Genomic DNA, 17,321 nt, shown 5'->3' with positions numbered 1-17,321 from the left:
CGGATGGATCAGCGCTGGGCCAACTGGACCTGCGAGACGCGGCTGATGGTCAGGCCGTTCTGCGCCCAGTCGGCCTTGGTCCGGCACTGGACCAGCGGCGCGCGCGAACCGCTGCGGGTTTCGCGGAAGCAGTAGCGGTCGGTCTTGGCATGGTAGGTCACCTTGGCGTCGCCGAAACGGCCCTGCGGCTGGGCGAAGGCGGGCGTAGCGGCGGCCGAGACGGCGACAGTGGCGACGACGATGGCGGCGGTGAAAGCGATGATCTTCATGATGGTCTTCCTTCCCTGAAATCTCTGTGGACGATCCGTTGTGGATCATGCCGGTGACATTGCAGGGGCCGTGCCAATTCCCGAAAAGCCCGGAAAATCGCGCTTTCGCGATGCTTTTCCGACAATTGCTGAAAATATTATACCATAGATTGGTGAATATTCCCGTTTTGTAGTTATAATTTCACAGACGTTCTAAAAAAGGGCGGCGTCGACCGACACCGCCCTCAATCATTCTACCTGTCCAACTCGCTGTCTCAGTCGCCGGTATCGACATCTGCCAAGCCAGATGTCAGTCGTTGATGTTCCGACGGAACGTCTCCGGCAGGAACAGCAGGCCGACCACCACGGTCAGTGCGGCCACCACCACCGGATACCAGAGGCCGTAATAGATATCCCCGGTCGCCGCGACCATCGCGAAGGCCGTGGTCGGCAGAAAGCCACCGAACCAGCCATTGCCGATATGATAGGGCAGCGACATCGAGGTATAGCGGATGCGGCTGGGGAACAGCTCCACCAGCATCGCCGCGATCGGGCCGTAGACCATCGTCACCAGCATCGCGAGCGCCCACAGGATCGCCACGACCGCGACCTTGTCGATCTGCGCCGTGTCCGCTTTGGCCGGATAGCCCGCCTTGGCAAGGCCAGCCTTCAGTTCATCCTGAAATGCGCTAATCGCCACCGCCTTGCCATCGCCCGCCAGCGTGGCGGCATCGGGCGCGGTAAAGCTGGCCGCACCGATCTTCACGATCGCCGCGCTGCCTGCCGGCGCTTCGACATTGTCATAGCTGGCGCTCGCCTTGGCCAGATAGGTTTTGGCGATGTCGCAACTCGACGTATCGAACCTGTTCTTGCCGACGGGGTCGAACTGGAACGAACATTCCTTGCTGTTGGCGATGACGATAATGGGTGCGGACGCCTGCGCCGCCGCCAGCGCCGGATTGGCCGCATGGGTCAGGGCGCCGAACAGCGGGAAATAGGTGATCGCCGCCAGCGCGCAGCCGCCCAGAATGATCGGCTTGCGCCCGATCTTGTCCGACAGCCAGCCGAAGAAGACGAAGAAGGGCGTAGCCAGTGCCAGCGCGACGGCGATCAGGATATTGGCGGTCGCGCCATCCACCTTCAGCGTCTTTTCCAGAAAGAACAGCGCGTAGAATTGCCCGGCATACCACACCACCGCCTGCCCCGCGACCGCGCCCAGCAGCGCGATGATGACCCAGCGCAGATTGCCCCACTGGCCGAATGCCTCGGTCAGCGGCGCCTTCGATGTCTTGCCCTCATCCTTCATCTTCTGGAAGACCGGGCTTTCGTTGAGTTGGAGGCGAATCCACATCGACACGCCCAGCAGGACGATCGAAATCAGGAAGGGCAAGCGCCAGCCCCAGGCGGCGAAGGCTTCCTCACCCAGCGCGAAGCGGAAGCCGATCACCACCAGCAGCGCGGCGAACAGGCCGAAAGTCGCCGTGGTCTGGATCCAGCTCGTATAGAGGCCGCGCTTCCCCTCCGGCGCATGTTCGGCGACATAGGTGGCCGCGCCCCCATATTCGCCGCCAAGCGCCAGGCCCTGCGCCAGCCGCATGAGCAGCAGGATGATCGGCGCCGCCACGCCGATGCTGGCATAGCTGGGCAGCAGGCCGACGGCGAAGGTCGACAGGCCCATGATCCCCATGGTGACGAGGAAGGTATTCTTGCGCCCGACCAGATCGCCGATCCGCCCGAACACCAGCGCACCGAAGGGCCGCACCGCAAAACCCGCCGCGAACGCCGCCAGCGCGAAGATGAACCCCGTCGTCTCGTTCACGCCCGAAAAGAACTGGGCGCTGATATAGGTGGCCAGCAGGCCGTAGAGATAGAAATCATACCATTCGAACACCGTCCCCAATGAGGACGCGGCGATGACGAGTTTCTCGTTCTGCGTCGCCGCATGGTGTTTCGGCTGGCCGTCGTCATAGGTCGTCGCCATAAGCCCCTCTCCTTTCAAGTGCGATTTCCAGTCGGGTGGAATCGCGTGAACAAAAGTCAGAATATATATTTGGCCGCCATCTCAAGCCGATCCATCTGGCCCTTGAGGCCGCTGACGACTTCGCGCTGAGCATGGCGATATTCGACGCCGAGGTCGAGATGGTCTACCGGCGACCAGAACAGATTGCCGGCCAGGCTACAGGCCGCCTTGTCCGCCAGTCCCGGCACGATGGAATCGGACGCATAATTAGCCCGGTGATACCCGGCCGAAAAGGTGAAGCGCAGGCTGTCGGCCCAGCCCAGCTTCACCGCCGTATAGCCCGACAGGTTGCCGAGCAGCCCCAACCGCTGCGTGTGCGTCGGATCATCCACGACATCGGCCACCGCCCCCAGCCCCGGATAGCGATCGATGCCCAGCCCATAGGTGGCGAGCAGGCCCAGCGATCGGGCTGGATCACGCCGTCTACGAAGGTCGATTAAAGCAGCTTTGACAAGGCTGAGTTCGGGATCATCTGGTTCGCCGACGGGGCGCTGAACGTCAGCGCCGACTGCATCGACGGCCATCTGGCCGAGCGTGGCGAACAGCCCGCGATCATCTGGGCGGGCGACGATCCTTCCGAAAGCCGCATCATCACCTATGCCCGGTTGCATGAGGAAGTCTGCCGCTTCGCCAATGTGCTCAGAAGCCAGGCCATGCGGCGCGGCGAGCGGGTGATGCTCTATCTGCCGATGATCCCGGAAGCCAAAGTCGCGATTGCGATTCCTGCCTCTTCATCACCGCCGACGAAGGGCTGCGCGGCGGCAAAAAGGTCGCGCTTAAGGCCAATGTCGACGCCACGCTCGCCCATCACAGCTCGGTCGAAAAGGTCATCCCGGTCCAGCGCACCGGCGCAGATGTGCCGATGACACAAGGCCGCGACATCGGCAAAGATCAGGATCTGGCCGTGATCGAAGACGCCATAGCGGCTGCGCTGGATGGCCATAGCCCCGTCCAGGCGCTCATCTCCACCAGCGATGTCGATGATATGGCGCACAAGGTCGCTTCGCTTACGCCAACACAATTATCGGTGGTGCCGGGCGTGCCGGAACGGCCAGCTCGACAAGCAGATCGCCTATGAGCTTGGCGTGGTGGAATCCACGATCGAGTCGCACATGACGACCGCGCCTGCTAAGCTGGGCGTCCAGAACGCACGCTGCGCTGGCGGCCCACGCGCTGGAATTAGGGCCGATCGACATTCAGTTCTGACGGCTTGCAAATGGCGCTTTTCCGTGCTTCCGGTGCTCACCTACTTTGAGTAGGCTGCGCTCCGGGGCACGTAAAAACACCATTTTACTTGGCGGTGGCCTGCGGTTCGGCTCGCCATCTCCTGAATGCCGATCGGCCCTGGGTGTCGGCAGGTCGTTTACAACCTATTTGGTAATTTTTTGATCGATCAATGGGTCAGATTGGCAATCCATCGGTCCAGCACGCCGCCGCTCAGGGCTTGACCAATATCGTGACGTCTCGCTGTCCCGCTCGTTCCAGCATCGTCGCGCCGCTTCCCGCCGTCACCAGCGCCAGCGGCAGGCCATCCTATACGCAGCGCGTCGATCAGGTCGATGCTATCGCGTGTCACTCTCAGTTCGAAATCGACCAACGCCCTGTCGAACCGCCCCTTGGCGGCCAACGGGTCCGCCTCGCTGCCCGTCACGATGCAGTCATTGCCCATCGCCTCCTGCACCGTCCCCCTCGCCGGGGCCGCAATCGCCCCGCTCGGCATTGCAGCGGATCAGGTCGGCGATCGGCACGCCGACCCGCACAAGACCGGGCGGATAGCGGAACAGATCGAGATAGCACCGCAGGTCGCGGTCGATCACGCTGACGCCGACGTCGATATTTTCCAGCCCCGCCGAGACAATCGGTGGCACCGCCAGCACCGCCACCAGCAGATAGGGAAGCCCCAGCATGATCTCGTCCGGCCCACGCGCCTCCATGACGCTGACGATGAAATGGCGGGACAGGCAAATGATCGTCAGCATCGCCAACAGGGTGATGAGGACTAGATCGCCGTCCTGCCGCGCCGGCGCGAAGCTGCTGCGAAATATCGACAGCCCCTGCCCCGGTTGCGCCGGGGGCCATGGTCCACAGCAACGCCAGCCAGCTCTGCAACCGGCAGCAGCACTACCAGTTTCACCACCGATTCCGCGGCCAACGCGAACCGGATCGCCCATTCTGCGCGCCGCACAGGATGGCGAACAGCGCCAGCGCGGCCGGTCCCCGATCAGCGGCATCGTGTTTGGGGGTGGCTGGATACCGGCGCGAAACTGAAAGCGACCGACCGCAATTACAGCGCGACATAGGGAATGGTGCCGAACAGCAGGACGACCGTCGCCAGCGCCGAGATCACCCGGCTCTTGTCGAAGCGCGACCCGATGAAGTCGGATATGGAGGTCGCACCATCGCGATGCACTTCGACATGCAGGCGGTGCAGGAAGCCCCGCCCAACGCCATCAACAGCGCCGGCTTCGGATAGATGGGCAGATAGTGCGATCCCCCCATTGCGGTGCTGCACACCGCAACGGAACGGGTCCAGTTGGCGCAATGGACGGCCAGCGCCAGGCCATATGCAGGGATGCGCCAGCGCGATCCGCTCAGGCGCGCACGATAGCGGTGAGCCAGCGTCGCGCCGCCGAACAGCAGGGCGGCGTAAAGGCGGGCCACAAGAATGGCGATAGGCAGAAGCAGAGGCACAATCGTCTCTACGGCCAGCGCCAATCGGTCCGAAAGATGGAGGGATTGGCGAGAGAGGAGAACCGCTCTAAAAGATGACTATCTAAAATATCGATATCGTTAAATAATTACGATGATCTGTTTGATTAACAACGATATTTTCAGGACATGAAATGGATGGACTTTGACGAGGATTTTCCAGATATCGATCGTGTTATGAACGATAACACGTTGCTGGCCGAATATGCAGATGCCCAGGCCATGCTGGCACGGGTTGAGGAGCGTCAACGGCTCAGCCCGGTTCGTCGCCCCTGGAAGATACGATGCTTCATCGCCGAGCGCCAGGCCCTGGCTTGGGTCGATGCGACCGCGATCGACGCAGACGCCTTTACTGTCGATGGTCGCGGACGTATCGGTGGTGCGGATTTCGACCTCACCCATTGGCGCCGGGCGGTGGGCGCGCCAGTGACGCTCGACATATTGCGGACGAATGCTATCGGCCTGCTCGACTGGCTGGGCGTGGAAGATGGAAGCACGGCCGCCACGCCTTGGGCTGCACCGTCATCGCCGCTGGCCGATGTCCGGCTGCGGGTGGAAGCCTGGCAAGAGGCCATGGCGGCCCTGCCCCCCTCCCCGCCCCTCCTTCACGGCGCACATATGGCGCAGTCCTGGTGGGCGCGCGCCCCAATCGGGCGTGGGGACGCAGTCGCCGGCTTCCTGATCGGCGATCGCCATGGCCCCGGCCGTTCCGCAGCTTCGTCGGGTGGACTGGTCGCCATCGGCTTCCAGCTCAGCGGAGCCGCATGGAAAGTCGCTACGCCGGCACGATTCGACCGATTATGGCTGCAAGCCATGACGCTCGGCGCACGTCATCATCTCGATCAGGAGCAACGACTGCGCGGCTATGCCGAACGCGCCGCCACCCAGATCGCGGCCCGTCGTAGACCTGGCCGACTGCGGGAGGTCATCATGCTGGCAATGGCCCATCCCCATATCGGCAGTCGCCTGGTCGCCGACCGTCTGGACATCACGTCTGCTGGGGCGATCAAATTGCTGACCATCGCGACCGAGGCCGGCCTGTTGGTAGAGCGCTCCGGGCAGGCCAGCTACCGCAGCTATGCCATTCCGGTAAGCAATCTTCCCTCCCCTTCCGTTGCGCCAGACCCGCTTGCAGTTCCCACAGCCCGTGACTTTTGGACCGAAGGCTGAGAAAATCGCCCTCGCCAGATGCGCGGTGAGCGCCATTTGGACGCCTTGACTGGCCATTGCATGCAGAAGGCGCCTAAGCGCTCCACGGGGCTAGAAACCGGCCTGTCGGCAATTTCCGCTTTTGTTCTATCTTCCTGATGCGTTTTCGGTTGTGACCCCGGCAGACACGCCCGCCAAAGGCAACGGTTCGGCGAGAGCGTCCGCCGCTCACCGTCTTTGTGCGCATGCTAGTGAAGGGAAGGGGCCGCGAACGCGCGACCGTTCCCATCGTAATGGCTCCACAGGCGAACGGGCGCCCCGTTGTGTTCAGTCTTCGGCGCGATAACTTAGCCATGTCCGAAAACACGTTCGATGACAGGATCTGGTCGCGTATCGCATCGCGCATGATGTCAGGGAACGACCAAGTGCTACAAATCTGCGCTGTTCGAGTCCCCAGCCGGTGCAGAATAATTGCGCGCTTTTCTCGAACGCGCCGCGCATCGTGTTTTCAGAATCATCCCATGCCCACCAGCGTCGGTCCGGCCGATCCCGGACGATGATCGGAACATATACGCTATCAGGCGCGGAAAGGGCTGATTTCTGGCAGATTATAGGTCATGTCACACGACGTCAGCTTATCGAATGCTGGATCAGTCGATCGGCGGCGGTGAAGAATGCCATGATTCCAAAAACACGCCGGAAGGGTATCAGGGGCGCAATTTAAATTTGTTGCGGCGGTTATGTTCTTTGACAAAGCCATGGAAGCGCTTCGAATAGTTGCGGGGCAATTCATGCGGATTGGCCCCCAGAAAAGCATCGAACCGGCGCATCAGCTCGTCATAATCCCATCCAGGGAAATCGCTGCGGATCGCTTCATATATATCCGCGTCCAATATATCGCGCGCGCGAGCATATGATATCGGGGTCTCACGAACCTTGCGTGGATCAGCGGCTGCGCTTCGCAGCCCACCCGCAGCGTGTGCGATCAGCTTCATCGCCTGTCGCGGGTCGATCATTTCCTGCTGATCCGCCTTCGTCCGGGCGGGGGAAGAGGGGAGGGGGGTGGCCCGCCCCGATCGTACACGCTCGGCCATATGCCGGCGCATCACCATTCGCATCTTGGGCTTGCTGTTATCAGGATTGATAACTTCCAGGCTGATGTCCGGTAATTCATTGGCCTTGGCAAGATCGAGCAGCTTGCGCTTGAACACTGGATAGGCGCTCTCGCTGCCGCTCTTCTGGTGGAGCGTTTCAAAGCCGATGACAAAACCTTCCGGTCCATTCCCGCCCGCATGTTTGCGCGAGGCCCGGTAAAGCCACTTACCAAGGCCGCTGGTGATCTCGAAATAGAGCGGAGAAATGGCCAGCACGTTGCGCTTGTCCATCACTCCGTCAAAGAACCATTTGGACAGGGTGATTTCCATGCCCAGCGAACGCTGGGTACGCTCGTCGACCAGATGGGTATAGCTGTCGATCCAGGAGAAAGTCGTTTCCCGACTCTTGGTGCTGGCACGGATGTTTGTCTTGATCGTCGTCGCCTGTAGCCGGTCGAGCGCACTCACCAGCCGTTCATAGGCACGGCCGCTCGTCCCCCAGCAAATGCGTTTGAGCAGATCGCCGGGTTGAAGCCGGATGACGGGGGACAGATCATTAAGGCCGCGCTCGCGCAGTTCATTGAGATGCGACGCCAGGTAGATCATGATATCCGCGTCCCAGATGGTCGCCATGCCATAGGTGGGATTAGGCGAGACATGGACGCTCACCGACTTATCCGGGCTGACATACTCTATGGGCTTGGTGCGCTTGCGCTTCGACAGGCTGAAGAAGGGCCGCTGCATCGTCTCCTGATAGTCGCGCAACGAAATGTCGCTGAAATCGGGCAAGGTGAAGAACATCTCGAACTGGACCTTGCGCTCTTTCAGCGCCGTCTTGAGTTCGCCCTCATTCGCCACCCTGCATCATCCCATTCCCGCTGTCCCCCCAGGGGGAAAACAGCCATAACAAACTGAAAAATAACGATTATCACTCTATTTTCAGCTTTTCATCCCCGTAAAGCGCCCGCCTATCGGCGCTTTGCATTGCGGATGCGGGCGGCGTCGATGACCGGCCGCAGCGCTTCCAATATATCGTCGGTCGACATGTCGGACGGAGTGAGCGTCAGCGTCAATATCTTCTGCTGGTCCTTCACCACCTCACCGATCGGCTTGCCATTGCCCCCCGCGATTGCCGCCTTCTGCACGCGGCCCTTGGCGATCAACGCCTTGAGCAAGCGGCTCATGACCTCGGGACCGGCGATGGGCTGCTCGTCGCCCGACCGGCGGAAACTCTGTTCCGATGCAATCTGGTCGGCCGCCGCCTCCAGCTTCGTTCGGTTTGCCGGGTCGCGCAGAAGGGGGAGCAGTTTCTCGCCATATTTCGCCTGCAAATCCATTGGCGAATGAAAGGCGCTGACCAGGAAGGGCGGAATGTCGGTCAGCGCGATATAGCGCGACAGTTGCGACTTGGAGATCTTCAGCCGCTCGGCCATGCGCAACTGCACGCCGCCATAGAAGCGATCGACCGCAGCCTTGTAATTGAGGCCGCGCTCCAGATCGGAGATGTCCTCGCGCTCGCGATTTTCGATGTCAGCCAGACGGAAAGCCGCCTCGTCATCCAGATCCTCGATGATCGCGATCAGGTCCATGTCGGGATAGTGATTGGCATTGAGCCAGCTGATCGCCCAGTGCCGCCGCGTCCCCGTGACCAGTTCATAGGGCAGGGGGCCATTGGGCGTCCGCCGCACCACCGCCGGAATGCGGTTGCCACCTTCCGCCAGGATCGAATCAATCAGGCTGCGCAGCCGATGTTCGTCGAGCAGCGAATAGTCGCGCGCATTGCCCGGCCAAATCGAACATTCCGCCGGCTTCAACCTTATGGTCGGTCGCTTCACGATCCGCGCGGCCTCGCCAAACGCTTCCAGACGCTTGTTGGTGAAATTGACGCGCCCCGGCGCCGCTTCGGCCGTTGCCGGATCGGGCGGGACCACTGGTTCAGCCGGAACCGACGCCAGCGCTTCGCTGATCAAGGACCGCCGGCTCATGCCGCGACGCTCACGCCGGCATCAGCGCCGGTCAGGCTGGTCGATGCCCATTGCTGCCGGATCTGCTGCTCGACCTCACCGAACACCGCATCCAGATTGTCGCGGCACCGCATATAGGTCTGGTGCGACGCGGACGGCTTGGATTCATAGATAGACCGGAAAGCCTGGGTCGCATTCTTGATTTCTTCTGACGCCAGGATCGGCTGCCCCAGCAACAGGCCGGCATAAGTTGCCTGCATGATCCGCCACATGTCATTTTCTCCCGGCTTGCTGGGAGAGAAAGTGGAACAGACGACACGAATGAAGCCGTAATTGACCGGTGTGCCATTCTGCTCAAGAATTTCGATATTGTCCGCGATCGTGTCCATGAAATGGATGGTCGACAGATAGTCGAGCTGGCGCGCGGGCACCGGGATCAGCAGACCGGTCGCGGCCGCCATGACATTGAGGCCCAGAAAGCCCATGGCTGGTGGCGGATCAAGCAGGATCACGTCGAAATCCTTGGCCACGCTGGCTATTCCGATGCGCAGCGCCTGAAGGCTTTCGCGCACGGCCTGACCACCTTCGCGCAGGGTGGAGGTCAAGTCCCACTCGGCGTCCTGAAGTCCAAGGCTGGACGGCACGATCTTGATCGTGGGCCAGGGTGTGTCCCGGATCGTCTGGGCGAAATCGCTGAAAGTGCTGCGCGGCGACAGGAAAGTGCCCAGCGTCTGTTCGTCGTCGATCAGCGTTTCGGGCTGGATATCGAACATGGTGGTGGTCGATGCCTGCGGATCGCAATCGATCACCAGCACGCGATAGCCATGTAGTGCCAGATAGTCCGCAAGATGCTTGGTGATCGTGCTCTTGCCGACGCCGCCCTTGAAATTCTGGACCGCCAGCACGACGGCGTCCTCGTCTGGTTGCTTGCCGACATGGATGCCCAGCGCTTCGCGAATCTGGGTCAGGTCTTCCAGCATATAGTAGCGCCGGCCATTGGGCAGTTGCTTGGGTTGGGGCAGGCGCCCTTTGGCCTCAGCCTTGGCTAGCGCCTCTGGTGTACGGCCGATCAGTTCAGCGGCTACGGTCGGGCCGAAAGTCATGTCGAGCGTCTTGCGCGTATCGGGACGGAACACGATCGCCTTGATATGATCGCGCATTTGCTGGCACGCCGTGGTGACGTTACGCAGCGTATTGACGGTAAACGACATGGCGCCCCTCATAGTCGAATCATGACGGTGAAACTGGTTGGCGTTTAATGCGCCTATTTTAGCGCGAAAGTCAAACTCACCCTATTGTCGATCTGGAGTTGCTTCCTTGCTGCACTGCGGCGCGTCTGAACACAACCGATGGGAGAAGAGACCAAGGGAAGGACGGGCGCCAGCTGATAGCCCTTCAACCTCTAACCATGCCGCAATTCTGGAGGCAAACACGCATTAGAGATTTTTATGAGGAGATTAGACTGATTACCACCAGCGCTGAAAAGGGATTTCCGGCACAAATCCCCCGATTCGTGCCGCGCCGCCGGAAACTGATCACACGATTGATCGCGATTGATAACACGCTGTGATGATTCCGAAAGTACGTCATGGGAGTCTTGATAACACGCTGAATGTCCAGCCGATTAAGGGTCTGGCATGACGGCTGCGCTGCCCTCCGTCCCGATGTCCATCAGCGTCGCTGTGGTGGGGGCATGGGCTTTCCACATGGGTAGGCCAGCCCCATTGGGGTCGCCATTCTTGACGAAATTGACCAGATAGCCGCTCGCCACCCGACCGATGGTCCGGTCACCAGTGGTCGTCGCCGCGCCATATTTGATCCCGACCGTATCGAAGAAATAGGGTATTTCGCTCGCATGGCCCGCCCCTTTTGTGTCGGCGGTGCGCAGCGCCTGTGCCACATAGGAGAAGCGATAGTGAAAGGTCGGCACGCCCTGGCCGGCGAACATCTGCGCCATGGACCGGGCGCCCGTCACCATTGGCCCCGTCGGTCCGCCGATATCGTTGCTGGTCGCGCCGATCATCACCGGCACCCTGGCAAAGCGGCCGGTCCGATAGGCGGCGATGCTGTCCACCGCGACCTTGCCGTCGGCGATCGGGCTGCTGTACGTGCGCGGGCCGGGGGTAAACAGTGCGGCCAGGTTCAGGCCGTCGACAATAGTGTCGGCCGGCAGCGCGCGCAACTTGGCGACAGCCTGCGGATCATCGGCGGCAATGCCTTTCTGCTCGCCGAAGGCTGCGCCCGCCTTTTCGGCGGCGGCCAATGTGGCATCGCCCATCGGCATCGGCCCGCCCGATTGAATAACAGCCTTCTGGAACAGCCCCTGCGCCATCGGCGATGTCAGCAGCGCATGGACCGACATGCCGCCCGCGCTTTCGCCGATGATCGTCACATTGGCGGGATCGCCGCCAAAGGCCGCGATATTCGACTGCACCCAGCGCAGCGCTGCGATCTGGTCCATATAGCCATAATTGGCCTGTAGCCCCTTGTCCGCATCTACCTTCGTCAGCGCGGGATGGGCGAAGGTGCCGAAGCGGCCCAGCCGATAGTTGAAGCTGACGACCATGATGCCCTGCCGCGCCAGCGCTGCGCCAGCATAGGTGGGCGGCGACGATCCGCCATTCACGAAGCCGCCGCCATAGATCAACACCATCACCGGTAGCTTGCCCTTGGTCGCCGCCGGCTTCCACACATTCATATAGAGGCAGTCTTCCGCCGGCGGGGTACCCAGCGGCGCGGCATCGCTGGGGAAGGGCAGTTGCATGCAGTCATGGCCATATTGGCCGGCATCGCGCACCCCCTGCCACCGCGCCACGCTTTGCGGCGCGCGCCAGCGCAGGTCGCCCACTGGCGGCGCGGCGAAGGGGATGCCCTTGAAGGCGACGACGCCATCCGCGCTCACCCCGCGCAGGGCACCATCGGCAATCGTCACGACCGGTTCGGCGGTCGCGGTGCGGGCCTGCACACCGGCGCCGGACAGCGCCGTGGCCAATAGCATCATGCCCAAGCGAAAGCGCATATCCCGTCTCTCCCGTCTGTCAGGGCAGGGGCAAGGCCACCACCCGCTGTTCCCGCGCCGATCGCAGCGCAGCTTCGATGACTTCCTGCACTGCGATCGCTTCTTCAAGCGGAATCGGCATGGCTCCACCAGTCAGCAGAGCCGCGCCCAGCCTTTCATAATAATGTTCCTGGCATCCTGTCGCCGCCGGGCGCAGCGTCACGCCGCCCGATCCGTCATGCCATTCGACCGGATCGGCATCCACGCCCCATCCGCTATCGCCCGGTCGCAGGCCAGCGATCAATTGCGCCTCCTGCGGATCCAGCGACCGTTTGATGATGGATCCCTTATTGCCATGCACGGCGAAGCGCGGGCTGCCGCCCATGTCGCCGCTTGGTGCATTGAGGCTGGCATGGAGCACGGCGCGCATCCCGTCATAATGCAGCACGACATGCGCCCAGTCGTCCGCCGCGGATCCGGGCCGCAGCGCCACGATGTCCGCGCTCACCGCCAGCGGCCGGCCGAACAGCGCCAGCGCCTGATCGACCAGATGCGGTCCCAAGTCGAACCACACCCCCGATCCGGGCGATCCATCCTCCCGCCAGCGGTCGCGCACCTCCGGCCGGAAGCGGTCGAAATGGGATTCGAAATGGCTGACGCGCCCGACCAGCCCTTCTTCGATGGCGGCGCGGATGCTCAGGAAATCGCTGTCGAACCGCCGATTGTGGAACACGGTCAATCGTTGGTCGCCAGCCCGCGCCATTCGCTCCAGATCGCGCGCCTCTGGCAGCGTCAGCGCAAATGGCTTGTCCACCACCACATGCTTGCCAGCCCGCAGCGCATCGGCGGCGATCGGTGCATGTGTCGCACTCGGTGTCGCAACCACGACCAGGTCGATCGACGGATCAGCCAGCAGGGCGGCCGTGTCCATACAGCAGATCGCTGGATACAGTGCCGCGACCTCCTCCGCCCTGCTGGTCACGATCGCAACCAGGTCCAGCGTCGCCGCCGCCCGTATCAACGGCGCATGAAAGACCCGCCCGGCCATGCCATAGCCGATCAGGCCGACCCTGATCCGCGCGCTCACGGTTTCAATGCTCCGGCTACCACCGGCGCCAGCTTGCCGACGATCACCGTCACGCCCTTGTCATTGGGGTGGATGCCGTCGGGCAGTTGCAGCGCCCGATCGCCGATAACGCCGTCCAGCATGAAAGGGTAAAGGCCCGCCTCATATTGGCGCGCCAGTTCGGGATAGATGGGGTTGAAGGCGGCAGCATAGTCCGGCCCCATATTGGGCGACGCGAGCATGCCCGTCAGCAACACGGGAATGCCGCGCTGCTGCAATTGCGCCAATATCGCGTCCAGATTGCTGCGCGTTTCCGCCGGGGACAGGCCGCGCAGCATGTCGTTGCCGCCCAGCCCCACGAGCATCAGGTCGGGCTTGCGCGGCAGGCCGTCCAGAGTGAATGCCAGCCGCGCCAGCCCGGCCGCCGTCGTATCACCCGATACCCCGGCATTGACCACGCGCGCCTTCACACCGCGCGCTGTCAGCGCCTTTTCCAGCACCGGCGCCAGTCCCTTGTCCTGATCCAGATTATAGCCGGCATAGAGGCTGTCGCCAAATGCGACGACCAGCCGCTGGTCGGCCGCCGGAACCGTCGATTGCGCCTCATTGGCGACCACGACATTCTGGTCTGCTGAAGGTGGCGCGGGTGTTTTATCCGAACAGGCCACCGCCAGTTGGACAAACAGCGCCAACATCCCATATTGCGTCCATCTGCCCGCCAAGGAGCGCTCCTTCTTCATGCACTTGCCCATCGATCCAGCCACTATCGCGATCCGCGCGCAGGATGTCACCCTTTCGCTTGGAACGCGCGATGCGCCGGTGGCGATCCTCAAGGGTGTCGATCTCACCATCTTGCGCGGCGAAAGCCTCGCCATATTGGGCGCATCGGGATCGGGCAAAAGTTCGCTGATGGCGGTGCTGTCGGGCCTCGAACAAGCGAGCGGCGGCAGCGTCAGCGTGGGTGGCGTCGATTTCGGCGCGCTGGACGAGGATGCACTGGCGCAGGCCCGCCGCGGGCGGATCGGCATCATCCTGCAAAGCTTCCACCTGCTTCCCACCATGACCGCGCATGAAAATGTCGCCGTGCCGCTGGAACTGGCTGGCCATGCCGATGCCTTCGATCGCGCGGCCGACGAGTTGCGCGCCGTGGGCCTCGGCCACCGGCTCGACCATTATCCGGCCCAGCTTTCGGGCGGCGAGCAGCAGCGCGTCGCCATCGCCCGCGCCGTCGCGCCGCGCCCGACCCTGCTGTTCGCCGACGAACCGACCGGCAATCTGGATGCGACCACCGGCGCCACCATAATGGACCTGCTGTTCGAACGGCAGGCGGCGGCGGGCGCGACCCTCATCATCATCACCCATGATCCGGTGCTGGCGCAGCGTTGTGGCCGGATCGTGGAAATGCGCGATGGCCTGATCGCCTCGGACCGCGCCGCATGAACGCACTGGATTGGCGCGCCAGTTGGCGCATTGCCCGGCGTGACCTGCATCTGGGCTTTCGCGGCCTGCGGCTGCTCTTCCTCTGCCTGTTCCTGGGCGTGGCGACACTGGCGGCGATCGGCAGCCTGACCGCCGCCATCACGCAGGAATTGAGCGATCGGGGCCGCACTCTGCTGGGCGGCGACATCGAAATCGCCATGACCCAGCGCGAAGCGCGGCTTGGCGACAAGGAAGCCTTCCGCCAGCTCGGCACATTAAGCGAAACCATCCGTCTGCGCGCCATGGCGCAGCGCGTGGGGCAGGGCAGGGGTGACGCCCCGCCCGCCATCCTCACCGAATTGAAGGGCGTCGATTCCGTCTATCCGCTCTACGGGACGCTCAGCCTGAAACGCGCCCGCTACAGCCCGCTCGATCCCGGCCATATTCTGATCGGCGACGCGCTGGCGCAGCGGCTGGACGTCCGCGCTGGCGACCGGCTGCGCTACGGCACCGCCGATTTCATCATCGCCGGCATCATTGCCGACGAGCCGGACCGACTGGGCGAGGGCTTTACGCTTGGCCCTGTCGCCATTGTCTCGATGGACGGACTGCGCCGCACCGGCCTGATCCAGCCGGGCAGCCTCTATGCCGCCAAATATCGGATTCGTCTGAATCCCGGCTTCGATGCCGTCACCGTCCGCAACGACATGGAAAAGGCTCATGCCAGCGACGGCTGGACCTTCAAGGACAAAGATCGCGCCGCGCCGGGCGCCAACCGCTTCATCGAACGCATGGGGCAATTCCTGTCGCTGATCGGCCTTGCGGCGCTCGTCATCGCAGGCATCGGCGTCAGCAATGGCGTCGCCTCCTATCTCGCCGGCAAGCGCGGCGGCATCGCGACATTGAAAGTGCTGGGCGCGACCTCCGCCGATATTGGCCGCATCTATCGGATGCAGGTCGGCGCGGTCGCCCTGCTCGGCATCGGCGCAGGCCTGATCGTCGGCGCGCTGTTGCCGCCATTGATCGTCGCGCTGGCGGGCGACATATTGCCGGTCAGTCCCGGCTTCCGCGTCCATCCGCTGCCGCTTGTCACCAGCGCCGCCTATGGCCTGCTGATTGCCTTTCTCTTCACCTTCCCGCCTCTCGGCCGCGCCCGCACCCAGCCCGCCGCCGCCATTTTTCGCGGCGCGGTAGAAACGCGCGGCGGCCTCGATCGCCGCAGCCTGATCGCCATGGCCGGGGCAGGGGGCCTGCTCGTCGCGCTCGCCTTGCTGACGTCGCGTGAACCGCTTTTCTCGGCGGCGGTGCTCGGCGCGACGGGGGCCGTCCTGCTGCTTCTGCTGGGCCTTGGATGGGCGGTCCGTCGCCTTGCCTTGCTCGCCCCGCGCCCGCGCCGCCCGCTGTTGCGTCTCGCGCTCGCCAATCTCCACCGCCCTGGCGCGCAGACCGCCGCGCTGATCGTGGCGCTGGGCCTTGCGCTGACATTGTTCGTGACGCTGGCCGGCATCCAGACCAGCCTCGACCGCGAAATCCGTAACGTCGTGCCGGAAAAGGCGCCCAACCAGTTCGTGCTCGATATCCCGTCCACATCGCGCGATCGCTTTCGCGCCATCGCTCGTGAACAGGCGCCCGAAGCGCAACTCAACATCGTCCCCGCGCTGCGCGGCACGATCGTCGCCTATGGCCGCCAGCGGGTCGCCGACCTTCAGGAACTGCCCGAAGGCGCCTGGTTCCTGCGCGGCGAACGCGGCGTCACTTATAGCGATGTCCTGCCGCAGGGCAGTGACCTGACCGGCGGTCAATGGTGGCCGCACGCCTATGCCGGTCCGCCGCTCGTCTCGCTGGACGAAGAAGCGGCGAAGATCATGGGCATCGGTATCGGCGACACGCTGACCGTCAGTATCCTCGGCCGGGAAATCACCGCGCGCATCGGCTCCCTGCGGAAGGTCAATTGGGACACGATGGGCTTCAACTATATCCTCGTCTTTTCGCCCAACACATTGTCCGCCGCGCCGCACAGCCTGACCGCGACCATCACCATGGACGCCCGCCATGACGCGGCCATGACCCGCGCCTTGCTGTCCGCCTTCCCCGGCGTGTCGGTGATCGGCGTGGGTGACGTGATCGATCAGGTCGGCACCATCATGACGCAGATGTCGCGCGCCATCGTCGCTGCCGCCTCGGTCGCGATCCTGGCCGGCATCGCCGTGCTGGTCGGCGCGATTGCGGCCTCCCGCGCGGCGCGCAGCTATGACAGCGTGATATTGAAGACGCTGGGGGCAACCCGCTGGCAGATATTGGCCGGACAGGCGATCGAATATGGCCTGCTCGCCGCCATGCTGGCGCTGGTCGCGCTGGCGCTCGGCCTGACGGCGGCGTGGTTCGTCATCGTGCGCATATTTGAATTTCAGTGGCAACCCGACTGGGCAGTGGTGCTGGCGACATTGGGCGGCGGAGCGCTGCTGACGCTGGGTATCGGCCTTGCCGGCGCAATCCCGCTGATGTCGATCCGCCCGGCCCGCGCGCTGCGGCAGTTGTAACGGCTGTCGCGGCTGTAAACGGCACCGATCGCGGCATATCCTGCCGCGATCGGTGCCTCCTGCCGCGCCGCCCCTTTTATCCTGCCGCCTTCGTCCAGCATAGGAAAAGGCCGG

At 63.1% G+C, this 17,321-nt stretch carries 17 protein-coding genes; 5 read left to right on the top strand and 12 right to left on the bottom strand.

Annotated features, from left to right (window positions below):
- Window positions 1-8: 8 nt before the first annotated feature.
- The 3 genes from ASE85_RS05655 to ASE85_RS24350 form a co-directional block, all read right to left on the bottom strand.
- Window positions 9-269 carry a hypothetical protein gene (locus ASE85_RS05655; RefSeq protein WP_056684959.1) on the bottom strand — a complete coding sequence of 87 codons (261 nt, stop codon included), beginning with the start codon at window positions 267-269 and terminating at the stop codon, window positions 9-11.
- Window positions 270-558: 289 nt separating this feature from the next.
- Window positions 559-2,229, bottom strand: coding sequence for an MFS transporter (locus ASE85_RS05650; protein WP_056684955.1), 1,671 nt, complete (start codon window positions 2,227-2,229; stop codon window positions 559-561).
- 56 nt (window positions 2,230-2,285) lie between these two features.
- Window positions 2,286-2,879, bottom strand: coding sequence for a DcaP family trimeric outer membrane transporter (locus ASE85_RS24350; RefSeq protein WP_056684952.1), 594 nt, complete (start codon window positions 2,877-2,879; stop codon window positions 2,286-2,288).
- On the opposite strand from ASE85_RS24350, the gene ASE85_RS23715 reads away from it, so the two are divergent.
- Window positions 2,760-3,134 carry an AMP-binding protein gene (locus ASE85_RS23715; RefSeq protein WP_443018479.1) on the top strand — a complete coding sequence of 125 codons (375 nt, stop codon included), beginning with the start codon at window positions 2,760-2,762 and terminating at the stop codon, window positions 3,132-3,134. The genes ASE85_RS24350 and ASE85_RS23715 overlap by 120 nt on opposite strands.
- Before the next feature lie 69 nt (window positions 3,135-3,203).
- Window positions 3,204-3,527, top strand: coding sequence for a LuxR C-terminal-related transcriptional regulator (locus ASE85_RS24345; RefSeq protein WP_082462676.1), 324 nt, complete (start codon window positions 3,204-3,206; stop codon window positions 3,525-3,527).
- 134 nt (window positions 3,528-3,661) lie between these two features.
- Here ASE85_RS24345 and ASE85_RS05635 read toward each other — a convergent pair whose 3' ends face one another.
- The 3 genes from ASE85_RS05635 to ASE85_RS05625 form a co-directional block, all read right to left on the bottom strand.
- Complete coding sequence (locus ASE85_RS05635) at window positions 3,662-3,937, bottom strand: hypothetical protein (protein ID WP_056684946.1); 276 nt, start codon at window positions 3,935-3,937, stop codon at window positions 3,662-3,664.
- Window positions 3,927-4,439, bottom strand: coding sequence for a PAS-domain containing protein (locus tag ASE85_RS22255; RefSeq protein WP_235523269.1), 513 nt, complete (start codon window positions 4,437-4,439; stop codon window positions 3,927-3,929). Before ASE85_RS22255 ends, ASE85_RS05635 begins: the two co-directional genes overlap by 11 nt.
- A 113-nt stretch (window positions 4,440-4,552) precedes the next feature.
- Entirely contained in the window at window positions 4,553-4,810 is a 258-nt protein-coding gene (locus ASE85_RS05625; RefSeq protein ID WP_056684940.1) for a hypothetical protein, read from the bottom strand.
- A gap of 344 nt (window positions 4,811-5,154) precedes the next feature.
- On the opposite strand from ASE85_RS05625, the gene ASE85_RS05615 reads away from it, so the two are divergent.
- Window positions 5,155-6,147 carry a hypothetical protein gene (locus ASE85_RS05615; RefSeq protein WP_156358217.1) on the top strand — a complete coding sequence of 331 codons (993 nt, stop codon included), beginning with the start codon at window positions 5,155-5,157 and terminating at the stop codon, window positions 6,145-6,147.
- Between the two features lie 686 nt (window positions 6,148-6,833).
- Here ASE85_RS05615 and ASE85_RS05610 read toward each other — a convergent pair.
- The 6 genes from ASE85_RS05610 to ASE85_RS05585 all read right to left on the bottom strand — a co-directional run bounded on the left by ASE85_RS05610 (window position 6,834) and on the right by ASE85_RS05585 (window position 13,988).
- A complete protein-coding gene (locus ASE85_RS05610; RefSeq protein ID WP_082462686.1) occupies window positions 6,834-8,021 on the bottom strand; it encodes a replication initiator protein A in 1,188 nt (395 codons plus the stop codon).
- A 167-nt stretch (window positions 8,022-8,188) separates the two neighbouring features.
- Entirely contained in the window at window positions 8,189-9,205 is a 1,017-nt protein-coding gene (locus ASE85_RS05605; RefSeq protein ID WP_056684932.1) for a ParB/RepB/Spo0J family partition protein, read from the bottom strand.
- Complete coding sequence (locus ASE85_RS05600) at window positions 9,202-10,395, bottom strand: AAA family ATPase (protein WP_056684929.1); 1,194 nt, start codon at window positions 10,393-10,395, stop codon at window positions 9,202-9,204. The genes ASE85_RS05605 and ASE85_RS05600 overlap by 4 nt, the downstream gene beginning before the upstream one ends.
- Window positions 10,396-10,808: 413 nt before the next feature.
- Window positions 10,809-12,203: a carboxylesterase/lipase family protein gene (locus ASE85_RS05595; protein ID WP_056684926.1), complete on the bottom strand. Its 1,395-nt coding sequence runs from the start codon at window positions 12,201-12,203 to the stop codon at window positions 10,809-10,811.
- A gap of 19 nt (window positions 12,204-12,222) precedes the next feature.
- Window positions 12,223-13,269: an oxidoreductase gene (locus ASE85_RS05590; RefSeq protein WP_082462674.1), complete on the bottom strand. Its 1,047-nt coding sequence runs from the start codon at window positions 13,267-13,269 to the stop codon at window positions 12,223-12,225.
- Entirely contained in the window at window positions 13,266-13,988 is a 723-nt protein-coding gene (locus tag ASE85_RS05585) for an arylesterase (RefSeq protein ID WP_056685240.1), read from the bottom strand. Before ASE85_RS05585 ends, ASE85_RS05590 begins: the two co-directional genes overlap by 4 nt.
- On the opposite strand from ASE85_RS05585, the gene ASE85_RS05580 reads away from it, so the two are divergent.
- A complete protein-coding gene (locus ASE85_RS05580) occupies window positions 13,987-14,688 on the top strand; it encodes an ABC transporter ATP-binding protein (protein ID WP_056684924.1) in 702 nt (233 codons plus the stop codon). The two genes, ASE85_RS05585 and ASE85_RS05580, sit on opposite strands and share 2 nt — an antisense overlap.
- Window positions 14,685-17,207 (top strand): ABC transporter permease, encoded by a 2,523-nt coding sequence (locus ASE85_RS05575; protein WP_056684920.1) that lies wholly within the window; start codon window positions 14,685-14,687, stop codon window positions 17,205-17,207. The genes ASE85_RS05580 and ASE85_RS05575 overlap by 4 nt, the downstream gene beginning before the upstream one ends.
- The last annotated feature ends 114 nt before the right edge of the window (window positions 17,208-17,321 follow it).

Origin of the sequence: Sphingobium sp. Leaf26, from assembly GCF_001421665.1 — a bacterium.
GTDB lineage: Bacteria > Pseudomonadota > Alphaproteobacteria > Sphingomonadales > Sphingomonadaceae > Sphingobium.
Note: the sequence above shows the minus strand (reverse complement) of the source record. Positions and strands in the feature narration are given on the sequence as shown.